Genomic DNA, 16075 nt, shown 5'->3' with positions numbered 1-16075 from the left:
TTTCGTGTATACTAGATGAATGGAACGTACTTGGATTAATTGGAAAATTGGAGGCCCAGCCGGCTTTGGCATCAAGTCAGTCGGCGCTATGTTTGCCCGAGCCATGCTTCGATTGGGGCAGTATGTTTTTGCATATGATGAATATCCATCGTTGATTCGTGGCGGCCACAATACCTACGAAATTACCGTATCGCCTCAGCCGATCTATACCACACGACGGCCAGTGAGCATTTTGGTGTGTTTGGATCAAATGACTTTTGATGAGCACCACCAGGAATTAGCCGAGAATGCGATTGTCATTATTAATGACAGCCAAGTCACTGCTCCAGTGGCGCAATTACCCAGTAAGGCAACTGTGCATGTGATTCCGATGGATCAACTAGTGGAAGAAAACGGTGGCGAAAAAGTCATGCGCAATGTTGTAGCGCTGGGTGCAAGTATTGCCGTGCTGGGGGTAGAATTTGGGCCGCTCAACGATATTATAGAATTTAATTTTGGAAATAAGGGCAAAGAAGTTGATTTGAATGTACGCCTGGCTAAAGCTGGGTATGATTACATCAAATCGCACATGTCCCAACCGTCGCCATTTTTAGTAAAGACTCAGAAAAATCCCAACCGACTCTTTATGACGGGCAATGAAGCGATTGCTTGGGGAGCGATAAAAGCTGGTTGCAAGTTGTACGCTGCATATCCCATGACGCCGGCCACTTCAATTTTGCATAACTTAGCGTTGCAAGCGCGAAACTATCAAATGGTGGTCAAGCACTGTGAAGATGAAATCTCCGCGGTGAATGTCGCCGTCGGTGCCGGCTATGCGGGACTGCGCGCAATGACCGGTACGTCAGGTGGCGGATTTTCTCTGATGTCAGAGACCTATGGCATGGCTGGCATGATGGAGGTCCCGGTAGTGATGGTGAACGCTATCCGCCCTGGTCCTTCGACCGGTATGCCCACCTGGACCGGCCAGGGAGATTTACGATTTGTGTTGCACTCGTCCCAGGATGAATTTCCTCGATTTGTATTAGCCCCTGGTAGTATTGAGCAATGTTTTGAAATGACCCAGACTGCGTTTGATCTGGCGGAGCGATATCAGACGCCGGTCGTCATTTTGACTGATAAGCAGTTGGCGGAATGTAACATCTGGGTGGACAAACTTGATCTCAAACCACGCACGTTGGATCGCGGGTTGATCTATGATGCAGGTGATGTAGAAAAGCATAAACCTTACAAACGATACGCCTTAGACGTCGAGCATGGCATTTCCCCACGCACGTTACCGGGTACGCCAGGCGGTGAACATATTCAAAATAGCGATGAACATACGGAAGAAGGATTTAGTGAAGAGGGTTCAGAGATGCGCGTACGCCAAATGGATAAGCGATATAAGAAAATTGATGCAGCCGCCCGGTTGTTGCCTGATCCTGAACTGGAGGGCGACGCACATGCTGACCTGACATTCGTGTCCTGGGGCTCTACCCGAGGTGCCATTCTCGAAGCGATGGAGGATTTACGCGCCGCAGGCATGAAAGTTAATTTTTTGCAGATTCTATATATTAGCCCGTTACCCGTCAAAAAGATTCGCGAAGTATTTACCAAAGCAAAAAAGATAGCCATAGTAGAAGGAAATAAAACTGGCCAATTAGCCGGTTGGATTCGCGAGCAGACCGGCTTAGCGTCTGATTATAAAATATTGAAGTATGATGGGCGACCGTTTTTTCCGCATGAGATTGTCCAATCAGTGAAAGACATGAAATAAGTATGGCGACCACACCCCTAACTCAGCGCGATTACACGACGAAATACACCCCCAGCTGGTGTCCGGGTTGTGGCAATTTTGGCATTATGCCTGCCACCAAAGGCGCCTTTGCTGAGCTTGGCATTCCGCCGCACCAGATAGCTATGATTTTCGGCATCGGCTGTTCTTCCAACGGATCAAATTTTTATAACGTCTATGCCTTTCATGGCATTCATGGCCGTTCATTGCCGGTGGCATCTGGTGTGAAGCTGGCTAATAGCGAATTGACCGTGGTGGCTGATTCGGGTGACGGCGATGCGTATGGTGAGGGGATCAGTCATTTTGTCCATACCGCCCGGACCAACATTGATATTACCTATTTAGTGCACGACAATCATTTGTATAGTTTAACGACTGGCCAAACCTCGCCAACATCGGAGGAGGGCATGAAAACGAAATCAGCGCCGTTTGGTAATATTGATCATCCTTTTAATCCTATTGCTACCGCCATACTGAATGGCGCGACGTTTGTGGCGCAGGGGTTCTCTTCTGACATTCCGCAACTCAAAGAGCTGATCAAGCAAGCGATCAAGCACCGAGGGTTTTCATTTATCAATATTATGCAGCTCTGCCCGACATTTAATAAATTAAATGAATTTCCTTGGTACAAGGAGCGGGTGATAAAGCTAGAAGACGAAAAGCATAACACCTCAGATTATCAAGCAGCACTGATGCAAGCAGTGCGGACCGATGGGAAAATTCCCCTGGGGGTGTTTTACCAAATTGAGAAGCCGACGTACCACGATCGACTCGAGCAACTGAAAACACCATTGGTGAAGCATCGAATAGATCGCATTGATATTACTCGATCACTTGAAATATACCGATAGCATGCGCGTTATCGTTTCAGGATCACTAGCCTATGATCGGATTATGGATTTTCCGGGACATTTTGGTGATCATATTCTTCCCAAGAAAATCCACCAGTTGAATGTGAGTTTCAATGTATCGACATTTCGTCAGGAATTTGGCGGAACCGCTGGCAATATTGCGTACGGGTTACGTCTTTTAGGCGTCGAGCCGCGCATCATAGCTCGATCGGGGAGTGATTTTGGGGCATATCGCACTTGGCTTTCTCGTCATCGGATCTCGCAGGCGACCATTCGTACCGATCTTCAGGCAACCGCCGCCGCGCATATTATTACTGATCAGGACGATAATCAAATTACCGGATTTTTCCCCGGCGCCTTGGGGCGATCCTACGGTAGTTTTCCGAAATCATTATTTACCGATGTCGGTTTGGCAATTATATCCCCGGGGAATCTCGTAGATATGGATCGATTGCCACGCGAACTTCATAAGCATCAGGTGTTGTATTTTTTCGATCCGGGACAGGTAACCACGGCGCTGTCAAAAGCTACACTCTTGCAGGGGATTAGCGGCGCACTGGGGATGTTTTGCAACGATTATGAATTAGCCATGATTGTTTCAAAAACCTCATTACCGCTTCCTCAACTGCGGAAGCGACTTGAATTGTTAATCGTGACGCGGGGTGGGGCGGGTTCTGACGTGTACGCGGGTGGGGAGCAGTATCGAATTCCGATTGTGAAGCCGCGACGACTGGTCGATCCCACAGGCGCGGGGGACGCGTATCGAGCGGGATTCATCGCTGGTTTGCTCCGCGGGTATTCGATTGAAACAATTGGTCGATTCGCTGCTACGGTGGCCGTCCATGCCGTCGAGCAGTATGGAACACAGACCTATCGTTTTACGAGTACGACGATTCGTCAGAGATTTAATCAAGCATTTGGTCACACCCTGGAATAACGTATGCTGTTTAGTTCGCCAATTTTCTTATTCGCGTTTCTTCCAATTTTTTTTATTATATATTTTTCGCTGCGTACACAGCGGTTGCGTAACCTGTGGCTACTCATCGTCAGCTTGATTTTTTATACTTGGGGTGAGGGAAAATTAGTTATGATTATGCTTCTGACCTCTGGGATTGATTACGTTGCTGGTTTAGGAATTGAGCGGGGATTTCGAGGAATCTTTCGGCCACGGGCAGCACGGGCATTTATCACGACCCATCGGAGCCGATCCCAGACTGTATTTTTGGTACTCTCCGTAGTTTCTAATTTGGCGTTACTTGGGTTTTTTAAATATTTTAATTTTGGCATTGATAATCTTAATGCCATTTTTGAATTTTTTGGCTGGCAGACAATTACCCTCTCGGGCATGTGGCAGATAGTGCTACCTTTGGGCATTAGCTTCTATACTTTCCAATCAATGAGCTATACCATTGATGTATACCGCGGTACGGTTAAGGCAACGACGAGCTACATCGATTTTATGGCATTCGTCACCATGTTTCCTCAGCTGGTAGCTGGGCCGATTGTACGCTATGAAGTGGTGGCACGCGAGCTGATTGACCGTATTGTCACGCGCAACGGATTTGCCTATGGCATACGTCGGTTTGTTATGGGGCTGGGCAAGAAAATGCTCATTGCCAATTTAGTAGCTGTTCCGGCAGATGCAATTTTTGCCTTACCCGCTGAGGCACTGACCGCTCCGATGACGTGGTTTGGGGCTGTCTGTTATGCACTGCAAATTTATTTTGATTTTTCCGGATACTCGGATATGGCGATTGGCATGGGACGCATGCTTGGTTTCAACTTTCTTGAGAATTTTAATTTTCCCTATGTAGCAAAATCAATCCGAGATTTCTGGCGTCGATGGCATATTTCATTGTCCACTTGGTTTCGTGACTATTTGTATATTCCGTTGGGTGGTAATAAACGCTCTCGCGGACGAGTATATTTTAATTTACTCTTTGTATTTTTTGTGACCGGTTTGTGGCACGGTTCTAGTTGGAATTTTATCGTTTGGGGATTATTTCACGGGGTTTTTTTGCTACTTGAGCGAACTCGTTTCGGTGAGTTGCTTGGCCGAGTCTGGTGGCCGATCCGACAACTGTATGTACTCTTCGTTGTCTTAATTGGTTGGGTTTTCTTTCGTGCCGAAACATTAGGGGAGGCGTGGCAGTTTATTATAGCCATGTTCAGATTTGGTACTGCCGGTCAAACAGAGTACCACCTAGGCTTATTTGTTACCCCGGTGATTCTATGGGCGTTTGTTGCTGGTATTATTGGTTGCACGCCAGTTATCCCGTGGTTGCACGGCCACATTCGTCGCTGGTGGGAACAAAGCGCTCACGTGAGTGGGCGTATTATCCAAGTTTCGTGGACTACGGCAGTCTTCATTGCATTGGCGGGAATTTTCTTACTGACGGTCATGCATATGGCGAATGATACCTACAATCCATTTATTTATTTCAGGTTTTAACTATGCCGCTCATGCACCACGAGCATAAAGAGATCATGCCAGTCTGGGGGGAGTATGTATTGGTAGTTGTATTTTTGGCTGCATTAGCCGTGCCTGGGATCATGGTAGCAGCCGGTTGGTCAGTGCCAACCAGCAATACGGAAAATCGACGATTGGCCGAACTGCCAGAATTTGCAGTTAAAACTTTTTATACGGCGCCATTTCGCCGTTCGTTTGAATCATACTTAAATGATCATTTTGGATTTCGGAATGTTCTCGTTGGTTGGCACTTGCGCATGTACGTGAAGTGGTTTAAGACCGTGCCGATTCGGGGCGTAGCGGTGCACCAAACCGCAACTGACCAGGCACCGACGATTCCGACTGCGGAAACACCTACGTTACCCGACGCAGACGAAGTCGTACAACCTGCGACAAATACCTCGCAAACCAACACGGCACAGCCGGAGCCACAACCTGAAACGCTGCCGCGAGAACATGTTACCATCGAGACGAATGCTATTTTAGGAAAAGATGGTTGGTATTTTTATTCAGCCGGGACGACCATTGATGATTATCGCGCCACGCAACCGTTATCTGATGCAGAATTAAAAACTATTGCCGATAATATTATTAAAACAAAAGATGACCTCGCGGCGCAGGGGATTGCATTTTATGTGATGGCGGCACCTGACAAACACACGATTTATGGTGAATACATGCCCGACATTTACAATCGGGTTGGACCTTTGACTCGCCTCGACCAGACGATACAGTATTTAGAGCAGCACACTGACATAACCATTATTGATCCACGAGCTGATTTATTAGCAGCTAAGCCAGCCAGTCGACTGTATGAGAAAACCGGAACGCATTGGAATGAATATGGGGCTTATATCGGATATCGTGCGTTACTACGAGCTATTCAAAAAGATTTTCCTGCAATTTCAATACCCTCAATTGAAGATTTTACTATCAAAACACAGATAGCTGGTGGAGCTGATTTGGCCATTATGCTGTCACTCCAAGAGGACTTGCAAGAAGAGCAAATTAAACTAATCCCAAAAGCGCCGCGCCAGGCTGTAAATGCGTCGTTCGCCTTTGAGAATCCAAATCCCGATCCGGAAAAATCTGTTTTAGCAAAAGAGATCACCGCATCAGACTTACCACGGCTTTTGATGTTTCGTGATTCTTTTACGAATGCCATGGCGCCATTTATTTCGGAAAATTTTAGTCGATCGGTCTTTATTCGCAATTATCCGATTGATCAGACCATTGTCGAAATAGAGCAACCAGATGTTGTGGTGCTTGAGTTTGTTGAGCGCCAATTATATGACGCGCTGTACATTGGCCTGAAGTAGCCATCCATTGTTTGCATACGCCCGCAGCGCCCCCTATTGACAATGAATAGGGGCCATGTTATTATGCTCAGTTATTTTAATATAAGCATAATTTCAATAATATATGGACTACCAAACACTTAATGAGCGACAACCCAATGGCAAGTTTCAAGGCATATTTGACGAAGTTACTGATGAGTTGAAGCTCTTCAAGATTGAAATGGATAAACATAAGGCGCTGTTAAATGGAACTGGTGTCATTGACCGAGATCAACTTGCATAATCATAAATGATAAAACAGCCCGGCTTGGCCGGGCTGTTTTTCGTTCTCTCAATACGTTATCGCCACAAAAAATACCAGGAAAGTATGGCCAGCCCAATGCCAATAAAGTAGTACAGGGGAATGCGAATTTTTCCGAGGCGCACACGAGGGTAGTAATTCGCAAAATCAGTGTTAAGTTCTGATACTTTGACAACTGGATTTACCACGTACCACATAAAGTCTTCAATAACCGATCCTGAGGTAAAGGCACTAACTACAATGCCAAATTTCCGGGTGTCCCAGCCAAACATGATAAAGGGAAGTGTGAGGAGGAGCGGCCACATCACATAGAATAAGAAAAAGTGGTACCCCGTGAGGCTATATTTTCCAAACGTGATTTTCCAGCCCAGCTTTCCCTTATCCCAGGCATTGCGGCCCTCGACGTACGCTTCCCAAAAGGCCGTAGCAATCATGGCCGCCCAGATCCAAGCGAAAATAAGTAACGTATTGTTCATCGCTTTGTAATTAATGATTGAAATGCCGGAATTAGATTTTCAATAATAGGGTATTGAAAATAGTAGTGAGGTTCTATCCACTGGAAATCATCATGATCGTGGCTCAGTTGTACCGCGGTCGTTTTTGCGGTGCAACGGAAAAAAACTCGAACGATTTGATGTTGTTCACCGTTAATGGTTGGCCATGATTCGTTGACAAAAAATGGGCTGCCCACTTCGATTTCCAAACCAACCTCTTCTCGGGCTTCACGTTTCAGGCCATCGTCAAAATGTTCCCCAGCCTGCAAACGGCCACCCACCACGTCATATTTGCCGATTTGGGTGCCGGTGGCGTAGGTTGGTGCTTCACGCACGATTAATATTTTGCCCTGGTGGAGGATAAATGCTTTGGTGGCAATGAATAATTTAGGTGGCATAGCTGGGAATGGGTTGTTGGCTTGCTGCTATGGATTCAGTGTGCACCTGCGCGCCAATTGCATCAAGTGCGGCATTGACTTCAGTCAGGCTGGTGACGCGCACTAATTGAGAACGATACTGAGTGGCATGCGGGATATTACGCACGTAGGCGAGTAGATGTTTGCGCACTTCGAAGGCTGCCCATTTTTCGCCCTTCAGTTCGAAAAGCAGCCGAGCGTGTTCTTTAATGAGGGGTATTTTTTCAATAAAACTCGGCGCGGGTTGTTCACTAAATACCCATGGGTTGCCGATGGCGGCCTGGCCAATTAAGAAACCGTCCAGATTGTCCAATTTCGCTTTTCCATCGGCAATGGACGTGATGCCGCCATTACCGAGGACAGGGATGGCGACGGCTTTCTTCAGTTCATAAATTGGTTCAAAGCGAGCTGGACAATTATAGGGCTCAGTATAGGTGCGGCCGTGAATAGCAATGGCTTGCGCCCCGGCATTCTCGCAACCCTTGCCAAATGATATCAGGTCAGATGCGTCACTCCAGCCAAGGCGTGTTTTGACAGAAACTGGCAGGGAAGTAGCTTTGGCTACTGTTTCAATCAAATGAAACGCACGATCGCAGTTTTTACGTAGTGCCACGCCATGCTCGGAGCGCACCACGCTTTTTGAGGGGCAGCCCATATTTATGTCGATTCCGTCGAAGCCTTGTGCTTCCAAATATTTTGCCGCTGTGGCGAAGGTCTCCGGATCTTTGCCAAATATTTGGGCAATGATTGGGTGTTCTGACGGATGATACGTAAATTTCTCAAGTACCCGACGTGCCTCATGGTGGACACCGTCGGCTGAAGAAAATTCGGTGTATACCAAAACCGATGGATTGACGGATTTGCACACACGTCGAAAAGCGCTATCGGTATAGCCATCCATCGGGGAGAGGCCGATAATCGGCCGTGGCAATGTTTTCCAGATTGATTTGTGCGACATGGCACTACGGTATCACGCTGATTCTGCTGCGTCAACGGGTTTTTTAGTCTGGGTTGACCCGCGCATGAGATACCACAGCACGGCGATACCTGATAGATAAATACCATATGCCAGCACTTCTAACAAAGAGGGATTGCCATTAAATCCAAAGAGGCTTTTCAGAAAACTACCGACGGTTCCATTTTCGTGCCAAAATGGAAGGGTCCCATCTGCCAATTGCGTGGGATTAATATTCCATAGTTCGTCAGTACCCCAGGGAAGCAGGTGTGCTTCTTGCAATTCGTGCACGCCGTGCGCAATAAGTCCAGCCGCAATAAACATCAGTAATATGGCGGTAACGGTAAAGAAGCGCTTTAGGTTCATTTTGAGAGTACCCGTATATACTGCATAACCGAGAGCAATGCCTGCGGCAATCCCGAGGAGGGCTCCGATCAAATTGTGGTCGGGGGAAGTGAAGCGGGCTGACTGGAGAAAAATAACGGTTTCTATGCCTTCGCGCATGACCGCGACACCGGTTAACCAAAAAATGCCCCAGGGGTAGGCAGCAGTCACATGTTGATCAATCTGTTTTTTTAATTTGGCACTGCTCTGGTAGCGTTGCATCATCCAGAAAATCAGTGTGGTTATGAGTAGGCCGCCAGCTAACATGGCAAAGCCTTCAAAAATTGCTTCGGTACGTCCAACAAAGCCTCCCAGTAGCCGCTGGAAGAGGATTGCGCAGAAAACGCTGAATGCGACACCGGCGATTACTCCCAGCCAGGCCACACGGATGTAGGTTGTTTGGGAAGTGCGGCGCAAATAACTGATAACAATGCCCACAATCAATGCTGCTTCAAGTGATTCGCGAATGGTGATGAGAAAGCTTGCGGCCATGGAAGGAAATGTATGTAAGGGGCCGTATTCAGGGCTTAATTATTATTGATACTGATTATCAGTTTATACTATACTCGTTTTTTAGGCAACGCACGTTTCATACCAAACAATATTTGTACTACTTGTTCCGCAATATTAGTAATGGGGTTGCTTGCATTACTATGAATATCTATCGCCGGGTTATGATTAATTTCGGTAATACCGCCTTTAGTTTTGAGGTAGGATTGTGTTATGTCGGTAGTCATAAAATCAACTCCCGCAAGTTTAAGGCCTACGGTGTGTACTGCTTTTATACAAGCACGTAGGTTGTCTGGATGAGCTTGCTTTGGATCAATGTTGATTGTTGTTCCACCAAGGGCAGCGTTTGCGCGATATCGGAGAACAACTTGTTGGCCAGGCTCAAGGATGGTGTGAAGCGTTGCATCGTGCTCTCGCAATCGATTTTTTATTTCCTGATCAAGTAGTATTTTTTTTGGTAATATTTCATTTGCATGATTAATCAGTTCTTCAATCGTATGTATCCCATCACCAATAACCTGAGCAGGTAATCGGTGGGTCAGCGCGAGAACTTTATCCTGGCAAATCAATACTCGGTAATCAGTTCCCGGATAATATTTCTCAATAATAACCCGTTGGCCATATTCAAACGCGTGATCAATCGCAAATGTTAGGGTTTGCTCATCTCGCACATTAACCGTTATGCCGTGACCCTGAAGGCCGCTGGCTGGTTTGACGACGACGGGATAATGAATTTTCTTAATGTAGTCTTTGATACTCTTGCGGGTATGGCGAGAAAACCACGCTTGGTCAAAAACCGGTAACCGAGCGCGTCGCAACAATGCATTTGTCCCGGATTTATTTTGGCTGAGCGATGCCGCGACACTATCATTTAAACTATTCATGGCATAGTAAAAACGGATAGTTGTATTTCGATAGGTAATATCGACCGTCTGGTCATTGATTTGCGTGGTCCGGAGTCCTAGTGATCGAGCAGCGCGCGTATAGATACGAGCATACGTCCGAAGTCGTTTCATGTTCGTTTTAAATCAATAATAAATCTGCTGCGTTCTATTCCGTGTGCGTCTCGAATGATACTTTGGGGAGTGGCGCTCACCTGGGCGAGAATTCTGAGTGACGGGTAATTATCTCGGCGAGAGACGATGTGGATTTTATCCAGGCCGAATTCACGAGCATGAGTCAAGGCGAGTGAAAAAAGCTGTTTACCATAGCCTTTTCCTCGCCACGTCGGACGGACGATATAGCCGATATGCCCCAGCGTTTCAGTTTGGGTTGGGGTGAGGCTGTGTCGGATGCCCACTCGGCCGATGATAATACCATCGACGACGCCGAATAGTTTTGTTTCAGGACTAAAGCCAGGCGGTAGATTGATGCCGCGCGCTCGCTCTTGGTAGTACTTCAGTAAACCAGTAAAATCATTCAAGGCTCGATCAAAATGCCATTCAGTATTTGGCTCTCGATGCTGTATCATCTCGAGAGCGATATCCAAATATGCTTCGCGCATTGATTCACGCAGTGGCTCAAGTCTCAAGGTAGCCATTTTTTTCAGCTTTTGCTTTTAGATAATCAATCACTGCACCCGCCGTATTAAATCCAGTGGCGTCTTGGGCCCGTCCGAAATAGCACGGGAAATTAACTTCAACGACATAATGAGACTGCGTATCATAGAGAATGTCGACGCCACCAAATTCTAGGCCCAGCGCCTGAACGGCGGCTACCGCCGATCGTTCTAATGTTGCATCAAATTTTTTAGGTTGTACTTTTGGAGCTTCACCGACGTTTGATCGGAAGTCACCTTCGGGAACCTGGTATTCAATGCTGTCTATGACCTGCGCACCCAAGACAATCAATCGAGCTGAATTTGGCACATGAATATAACTGCGCAGAATATAATACATTTCTTCTTGATCTAGATAATCCATGAAGGATAACAGTGATTCGCGTGAGTCAGCACGGAGTACGCCGATGCCATGACTGCCGCCGATGATTTTGATAATGACCGGGTATCCGCCGAGGTATCGGACATCCGCGTCAATCGACTGGCGCAATGGGGAGAATATCGTGCGGGGCATCGGGATGCCGGCGTGGAATAGGGTGAGCGTGGCGTAGCGGTCATTACGCAGATAGAGCGGGTCGCGGTACAGTGTCACAATATTAGAACGGAGAAGCATCCGTTCCATTGTTGCTGGTCTAATGCCGGTTGCCACTCGATAGAGGAGTGTCCCGGGAGCGAGGGGCGGCAATTCCGTCGTTGAATGACGGTCGGCGTCCAGCTCCCGATAGGATATTTTTCGCTGCTGGCAGGCAGCCGAAAGCAGCTCGTTGGTTCGGGGATTTGTCGAATTGGTAATTGTAACAAATTCCATAGGCGTATATGGGTATCAATAATACTTTAAGTATACGGGTTAATAGTAGCCGGCACAAGGCAGCGTTGCGGCAAATGGTCAGTAAATGGTATACTCATACTCAATTCTATGGAACGTATTTGGCAGATCGCCCCAGCAGTATCTGATACGATCAGAAATTCATTTCCTGAGATTCATCCCTTAGTACTGCAGTTATTGGTCAATCGAGGATTGTCTGATCAAGCGGAAATTGATGAATTTCTTAATCCGGATTATGGACAGGACACCCATGATCCATTTTTGTTTCGTCACATGCATCGCGCCATTGATCGCACCATGAAAGCGATTGAGGCGGGCGAGAAGATTGTGGTGCATGGCGACTATGATGCCGATGGGGTATGCGCCTCGGCCATCATGGTTTCGACGCTCCAGGCACTTGGTGCCGACGTCTCGGTTTATATTCCACATCGCATGTCTGAGGGGTACGGCTTGAATATGAACACCGTGGCGGAGCTGCAGAAACAGAAAGTATGTTTGGTTATCACGGTTGACTGTGGCATTAGTAACGCTCCGGAAATTGCCGAGGCCGAGAAGCGCGGCATTGATATTATCGTAACTGACCATCATGAAGAACCACCGTCATTGCCAACTGCATTTGCCATCATCAATCCCAGCGTTGCCGCAGATGAGTACCCATTTCGTGCATTAGCTGGCTCGGGAGTCGCTTTTAAATTTGCTCAGGCACTTATTAAAGAGGATGCAGGAAAAAAATTAAAAGAGGGTTTTGAAAAATGGCTGTTAGATTTAGTAGCGCTCGGCACTATCGCTGATATGGTTCCATTGATTGGTGAAAATCGTACACTGACTAAGTATGGTCTCATTGTGTTGCGCAAAACTCGTCGCTTGGGCATTCAGGCTTTGGCGCAGTCAGCTCGCATCAACCTCCCGTCGGTGGATGGCACCGGCGTTGGATTTGGATTGGTACCGCGCTTAAATGCAGCGGGTCGGATTGACCATGCCAATACAGCCTACGAATTGTTGATGACCGAGGATAGCGATGAAGCAAAACAAGTCGCGGAAAATTTAGATAAGAATAATAAAGAACGCCAGCGGGTGACTGAATCAATGGTACAAGAATCAAAGCGGCAACTGGGCGAGGTTGGTGACGCGCGCATACTATTTGCCATGGGCAAAGATTGGTCAGCAGGATTAGTCGGTCTAGTCGCTGGCCGCATCATGGATCAATTTGATCGGCCCGTCATCGTCATGGGCGAGCGCGATGGTGAAATCATGGGTTCGGGACGATCAATTCCTGGTTTTGATATAACCGCCGCATTAGTTAAAAGCAGTCAGTATCTTGACCGGTATGGCGGCCATGCCAGTGCCTGCGGTTTTACCCTGAAGCCAGGCGCATTGGAAGCATTTAAGTCATCCATGACCGCATTAGCTGGCGAAGCATTGCGCCTGGAGGATTTAACTAAGCGACTAGTAGTCGATGCCCGCGCCGTATTGGCTGATATCAATTGGGAGCTCGTTAGCCAATTGGAGGGCTTTGAGCCCTGCGGTCAGGGAAATCCTACCGTTCGTCTGCTTGCAGAAAAGCTTGAAGTTGTTGATTTTCAAAAAGTTGGTGCTGAAGGCAAACATTTGCGGCTTCAGGTTGTCCAAAGTGGCGTCACTAAGAAGGTGATTGCCTTTGGCAAAGGAGCCACGTGGGGTAATGATTTGAGCATTGGCGAAATGGTCGATATTGTTTTTGAGTTGTCTATCAATGAATGGAATGGCAGCCGTGAGTTGCAGCTTAAATTAGTAGATATGCGGAAATCAAACGTATGACGCCTGAAGTGGTTCGATTATATACGGATGGAGGAGCCCGGGGCAACCCAGGTCCGGCGGGAGCTGGTTTTGTGCTGTATCGCGGATCTGAACGGGTTGCCGAAGGCGCTCGGTATTTAGGCGAGGCAACAAATAATCAAGCAGAATACGCCGCGCTCATTGATGGAATGAAAAAAGTTGTGGCCTTGGGTGAGCGTGATGTGGATGTATATATGGACAGCGAATTAATTGTTAATCAGATGCGGCGTACCTATCGAGTAAAGGACGCTGCATTAGGCAAACTTTTTATCCAAGCCTGGAATATTGTCCAAACATTGGGCCGCGTTACCTTCAGTCATATTCCACGCGAAGAAAATGCTGAAGCGGACCGTTTAGTTAACCAAGCTATAGATCACGGCGCATGATCGTCGATATTATATTGGGCGTAGTTATTTTGTTATTCCTCGCTATTGGCATGGCGTGGCATATTTCGTCACGCATTATTATGCAGCCCCGTGAAATCAAGGATGACGAATGGAAGAACTATAACTTACATCCCGAGCGAGTAACGTTTCAGTCCGCTGACGAATTAAAACTAGATGGAGCCTTGGTGCCCGGCTCAAATGGCGCGACGGTTATTCTACTCCATGGCTATGGCCGTTCTAAAGAACAGATGTTACCCCAAGCTCAATTTTTAAATGATGCTGGGTATACGGTGTTTATGTTTGATTTTCGTGCCTCAGGAAAGAGTGAGGGTAAGTTTATTACCTTCGGCTCTCGGGAGGTGGCTGATCTCGAAGGCGCCATTCAATACCTGCGTGGCCGTGGTGATATCAATATGCAGCGGATCGGCGTACTAGGTTTTTCTATGGGAGGCGCCGTGGCGTTGTTGAAATCCGGTGAAATCGAGGATATTCGAGCGGTGGTGGTCAATTCTACGTTTGCCCGGTTTAAATCAGTGATTTGGCAAAATTTTCAGCTGTACCTAAAAGGCATCCCCTTTTTTCCGTTAGGCTACCTTACGTTATTGGTAATGAAATTTAGAACCGGTATTTATTATGCCGGCATCAATCCGATTTCCCGACTGAAAGCCCTCGAGGCGCGGCCACTCATGGTTATTCATGGTGCGCATGATAAGCGGATACCGGTAGAGGACGCTATGGAATTTCATCGGACCGCACCTTGGCTTAAGGAATTTTGGCTGGTCAAAAATGCAGACCACAGTAATACGTATACCATGACTAAAGACGAGTACGAACATAAAGTACTTGGTTTTTTCCGGAAGTTTTTATTGCACTAGATAGCGTTCCGGAAAGTCAGTAAAGATACCATCCACCCGGCAACCAGTGACTCGATCATAGTCAGTAGGTTCATTGACGGTGTAGGTGAATACTTTCAGGCCCGCTTGATGGGCTGTCGATACTAGTTCCTCTGTTACTGACTTTTTATCAGGATTGATAGAGTACGCGCGCATGCTACGAGCGTAGGTGGTTGGTTCTACTGGCAGCTCATTACTAAAGAGTACCCCGATGTTAACATCGGGCAGTATTTTTTTTATTGCACGCAGTTGTGGGTGGTCAAATGACGAAACAAGAAATTGATCCAAGCTCCAGCCGTGTGTTTGTATGTATTGGGTAATTTTTTGTGCTACTGGTAATGCAGTATTAACCCCCTTCAGTTCAATATTGATGGAGCATCGGTGGTTAATGAGTTGCAGTAATTCGTCAAGCGTTGGGATGCGTTCGCCATTACCCGCGTCTAACTGTTGGAGTGCTGAGAGTGTCAGGTTAGCAATTGGTCCTGTACCATTGGTGGTGCGATCAACTGAATCGTCGTGAATAACGACGAGCTGGTTACTCTTGCACACGTGGACATCGCATTCAACCATGGGGACCCCACTGGTTATGGCAGCGGCAAATGAACTGAGGGTGTTTTCGGGGTGGGTGCCGGCAGCCCCACGGTGGCCGATAATGAGTGGTTTAGTCATATAGGATTACTATATCAGGAATGGGGGGATATTGACAAAAATGGCCTTTTTTCATATACTCCACCATGCCCAAGTGAACCGGGTGATTGCACATTGCATTTGTAATGTGAGGAAAGTCCGAACACCCTCCGTCATTAAAAACGGAGCCAAGGATAGTCGTGAAAGACGACCGAAGTCAGCAATTAGAAGGTCTTAAGTCTTCTGGATGTTGCCTTTAGGGAATAGTGTCACAGAGACAATACCGCCTCGGAAGCAATTTCGGGGTAAGGGTGAAAAGAAGTGGGGTAAGAGCCCACAGGTTTGGTCGGTGACGGCCGAACGTGAAAAACCCTATCCGGTGCAAGACCAAGTAGATTCCGACGATTCGTCGGGATGGGTTGGTCGCATGATCCTGATGGCAACGTCAGGACAAGATAGATAGTCACCGTCCGCCTTTGGCGAGACACAGAATTCGGCTTATAGGTTTGCTTGGGCA

At 47.2% G+C, this 16075-nt stretch carries 17 protein-coding genes and 1 other RNA gene; 10 read left to right on the top strand and 8 right to left on the bottom strand.

Annotated elements, in window-relative coordinates; all coding sequences use genetic code 11:
• Positions 1–19 precede the first annotated feature (19 nt).
• From HZC01_00165 to HZC01_00140, 6 genes are all read left to right on the top strand, one after another.
• A complete protein-coding gene (locus HZC01_00165; protein ID MBI5037112.1) occupies positions 20–1756 on the top strand; it encodes a 2-oxoacid:acceptor oxidoreductase subunit alpha in 1737 nt (578 codons plus the stop codon).
• Between the two features lie 2 nt (positions 1757–1758).
• Positions 1759–2625 carry a 2-oxoacid:ferredoxin oxidoreductase subunit beta gene (locus HZC01_00160; GenBank protein MBI5037111.1) on the top strand — a complete coding sequence of 289 codons (867 nt, stop codon included), beginning with the start codon at positions 1759–1761 and terminating at the stop codon, positions 2623–2625.
• A 1-nt stretch (position 2626) separates the two neighbouring features.
• Entirely contained in the window at positions 2627–3562 is a 936-nt protein-coding gene (locus HZC01_00155) for a carbohydrate kinase family protein (protein ID MBI5037110.1), read from the top strand.
• A gap of 3 nt (positions 3563–3565) precedes the next feature.
• A complete protein-coding gene (locus HZC01_00150) occupies positions 3566–5077 on the top strand; it encodes an MBOAT family protein (protein MBI5037109.1) in 1512 nt (503 codons plus the stop codon).
• A 2-nt stretch (positions 5078–5079) separates the two neighbouring features.
• Positions 5080–6414 carry a hypothetical protein gene (locus HZC01_00145; GenBank protein ID MBI5037108.1) on the top strand — a complete coding sequence of 445 codons (1335 nt, stop codon included), beginning with the start codon at positions 5080–5082 and terminating at the stop codon, positions 6412–6414.
• Positions 6415–6517: 103 nt separating this feature from the next.
• Complete coding sequence (locus HZC01_00140; GenBank protein MBI5037107.1) at positions 6518–6676, top strand: hypothetical protein; 159 nt, start codon at positions 6518–6520, stop codon at positions 6674–6676.
• 56 nt (positions 6677–6732) lie between these two features.
• Here the strand turns inward: HZC01_00140 and HZC01_00135 are convergent, their stop codons facing one another.
• From HZC01_00135 to HZC01_00105, 7 genes are all read right to left on the bottom strand, one after another.
• Positions 6733–7170 (bottom strand): hypothetical protein, encoded by a 438-nt coding sequence (locus HZC01_00135; GenBank protein MBI5037106.1) that lies wholly within the window; start codon positions 7168–7170, stop codon positions 6733–6735.
• Positions 7167–7586, bottom strand: a complete 420-nt coding sequence (locus tag HZC01_00130; protein MBI5037105.1) for an NUDIX domain-containing protein — start codon at positions 7584–7586, stop codon at positions 7167–7169. The genes HZC01_00135 and HZC01_00130 overlap by 4 nt, the downstream gene beginning before the upstream one ends.
• Entirely contained in the window at positions 7576–8562 is a 987-nt protein-coding gene (locus HZC01_00125) for a tRNA-dihydrouridine synthase (protein ID MBI5037104.1), read from the bottom strand. Before HZC01_00125 ends, HZC01_00130 begins: the two co-directional genes overlap by 11 nt.
• Before the next feature lie 12 nt (positions 8563–8574).
• A complete protein-coding gene (locus tag HZC01_00120; protein ID MBI5037103.1) occupies positions 8575–9435 on the bottom strand; it encodes an FTR1 family protein in 861 nt (286 codons plus the stop codon).
• Positions 9436–9503: 68 nt separating this feature from the next.
• On the bottom strand, positions 9504–10469 hold the full coding sequence (locus tag HZC01_00115; GenBank protein ID MBI5037102.1) for a hypothetical protein: 966 nt from the start codon (positions 10467–10469) through the stop codon (positions 9504–9506).
• Entirely contained in the window at positions 10466–10993 is a 528-nt protein-coding gene (locus tag HZC01_00110) for a GNAT family N-acetyltransferase (protein MBI5037101.1), read from the bottom strand. Before HZC01_00110 ends, HZC01_00115 begins: the two co-directional genes overlap by 4 nt.
• Positions 10974–11819, bottom strand: a complete 846-nt coding sequence (locus HZC01_00105; GenBank protein ID MBI5037100.1) for an ATP-grasp domain-containing protein — start codon at positions 11817–11819, stop codon at positions 10974–10976. The genes HZC01_00110 and HZC01_00105 overlap by 20 nt, the downstream gene beginning before the upstream one ends.
• Positions 11820–11927: 108 nt before the next feature.
• On the opposite strand from HZC01_00105, the gene recJ reads away from it, so the two are divergent.
• The 3 genes from recJ to HZC01_00090 are packed head-to-tail and all read left to right on the top strand — an operon-like array spanning position 11928 to position 14913.
• Positions 11928–13634 carry a single-stranded-DNA-specific exonuclease RecJ gene (gene recJ, locus HZC01_00100; GenBank protein ID MBI5037099.1) on the top strand — a complete coding sequence of 569 codons (1707 nt, stop codon included), beginning with the start codon at positions 11928–11930 and terminating at the stop codon, positions 13632–13634.
• A complete protein-coding gene (locus tag HZC01_00095; GenBank protein ID MBI5037098.1) occupies positions 13631–14038 on the top strand; it encodes a ribonuclease HI family protein in 408 nt (135 codons plus the stop codon). Before recJ ends, HZC01_00095 begins: the two co-directional genes overlap by 4 nt.
• Positions 14035–14913 carry an alpha/beta fold hydrolase gene (locus HZC01_00090; protein MBI5037097.1) on the top strand — a complete coding sequence of 293 codons (879 nt, stop codon included), beginning with the start codon at positions 14035–14037 and terminating at the stop codon, positions 14911–14913. The genes HZC01_00095 and HZC01_00090 overlap by 4 nt, the downstream gene beginning before the upstream one ends.
• On the opposite strand, the gene HZC01_00085 is transcribed toward HZC01_00090, so the two are convergent.
• Positions 14902–15600, bottom strand: a complete 699-nt coding sequence (locus HZC01_00085; GenBank protein MBI5037096.1) for a glycerophosphodiester phosphodiesterase — start codon at positions 15598–15600, stop codon at positions 14902–14904. The genes HZC01_00090 and HZC01_00085 overlap by 12 nt on opposite strands.
• A gap of 70 nt (positions 15601–15670) precedes the next feature.
• Between HZC01_00085 and rnpB the strand changes: the two genes are divergently transcribed.
• An RNA gene (rnpB, locus tag HZC01_00080) (RNase P RNA component class A) lies at positions 15671–16075 on the top strand.

This window comes from Candidatus Kerfeldbacteria bacterium (assembly GCA_016214565.1).
Taxonomy (GTDB): domain Bacteria; phylum Patescibacteriota; class Patescibacteriia; order UBA10025; family JAHIVO01; genus JAXDBW01.
Note: the sequence above shows the minus strand (reverse complement) of the source record. Positions and strands in the feature narration are given on the sequence as shown.